Origin of the sequence: Actinoplanes sp. NPDC051633, assembly GCF_040681735.1 — a bacterium.
Lineage (GTDB): Bacteria > Actinomycetota > Actinomycetes > Mycobacteriales > Micromonosporaceae > Actinoplanes.
Genome location: NZ_JBFAZH010001492.1, coordinates 1 through 1,611 on the forward strand (window position 1 = coordinate 1; position 1,611 = coordinate 1,611).

Annotated in this window: 1 protein-coding gene; it reads right to left on the reverse strand. The window is 73.4% G+C overall.

The window, feature by feature from the left end; all coding sequences use genetic code 11:
• Positions 1–1,611 (reverse strand): alpha-(1->3)-arabinofuranosyltransferase family protein (locus AB0M20_RS42415; RefSeq protein WP_364307060.1); only part of this gene is annotated, 1,611 nt, incomplete at both ends.

Sequence of the window (1,611 nt, forward strand, 5' to 3'; positions counted from 1 at the left end):
CGGCCACCGCCTGGCGCACCACCGCGATGGGGGGCGCGCCGGACGCGGCCCGGTCGAGATCGTGCCGGACCAGCAGATAGCTGTAGCCGGAACGGGCCAGGAAGTCGGCCAGGGCCGGTGACCCGCGGCCCTGTGCCAGCACCGCCTCGACGGCGTCCATCACCCGGATGTTGCCCTCGGAGCCGAGCGGGATCTGGTGCCTGGTCGCCCAGGGTGCGCCGGCCAGCGGCTGGATCGGTTCGTCGACCGTACGGCCCCAGGTGTGCTGGGCGAACCCCGAGCCGGGCACGACCAGCGTGCGGGCCTGCGGGTCCTTGGCGAGCCAGGTGGTCGCCTGGTCCCAGTAGCCGGGCACCGCCGCCCAGCCGGGCCCGGGACGCAGCAGCAGCAGCCAGGCGGGTGCCGTGGCGACGATCAGCAGCGCGGCGACCACCGGCGCAGTGGGCAGCCGCATCCACTCGCGCCGGAAGGAACGGCTCGCGGCGTAGGTCAGCCCGAGCACGACGGGCAGCCGCAGCACCGGCTCGAACTTGTGCACGTTGCGCAACGGGGCCAGCGTGCCATCCAGCAGTGGACGCACGTACGGGGCCAGTGGACTGTCCAATGTGCCGACGTAACCCATGGTCAGCAGGGTCAGCCCGACCAGCGCGCCGAGCACCAGGAACCGCCGTTCGGGCAGCCCGCGCATCGCCAGCCCGGCCAGTCCGACGGCGGCCACCAGCGCGGTCGCGGCCATCAGCGCGGGGTGGTCGACCAGCGCCCAACCGGCCGGCCACCACGGCTCGCCCTGCACGATGTAGCCGCCCCACTGGTTGGTTCCCCGGACGGCCTGGAACATCGAGGTCACCGCGGTGGTCGTGGTGGACGACTCGATGTAGTCGAGGAACGGCAGGCTGTACTGCCCGAAGAGAAGCAGCGGGACGATCCACCACAGGCAGGCCAGGGCGACGCAGACGACCCACCAGGTCATCAGCTTGGCCAGATGCCGGTCCCAGTGCCGGGTGACCAGCCACAGACCGGGCAGCACCAGCGCCATCACCACGGCGGCCGCGTTGATGCCGCCCATGCACAGCACCGCGAGGGCGGAGAGCGCGGCGGCGCGCCGGGGGGAGACGGTCCGCCGGGCGGTGACCAGGGGCAACAACACCCAGGGCAGCGCGACGACCGGCAGCATCTCGGATGAGAGTGGGCCGATCTCGGTGAGCACCCGGGGCGCCAGCGCGTACGCGAGAGCGCCCAGCACCCGCCCGGGCTCGTTGCCGATCCGCAGCGCCCGCGCGAGCAGGAGCACCCCGAAGTACGCCGCGCACAGCAGCAGCGCGCACCACGCGCGCTGGGTGATCCACGGCGGCACGCCGAGCCAGTGGCCGGCGGCGAAGAACGGCCCCATCGGGAAGAGGTACCCGTACGCCTGCTGCTGCAGCTCGCCCGAGGTGGCCTGCGGGTTCCACAGGTGCAGGGCGCGGGCCATGAAGCCGGCCGGGTTCTCGGCGAGGTCGAGCTTGGTGTCGAAGGTGGTGCTGCCCCAGCGCTGGAGGAACGCGAGCACGCACAGCAGCACCGCGCCGGCGCCGGCGCCGAGGTGTCGCCTCCGGCCGGTGCGGACCGGAC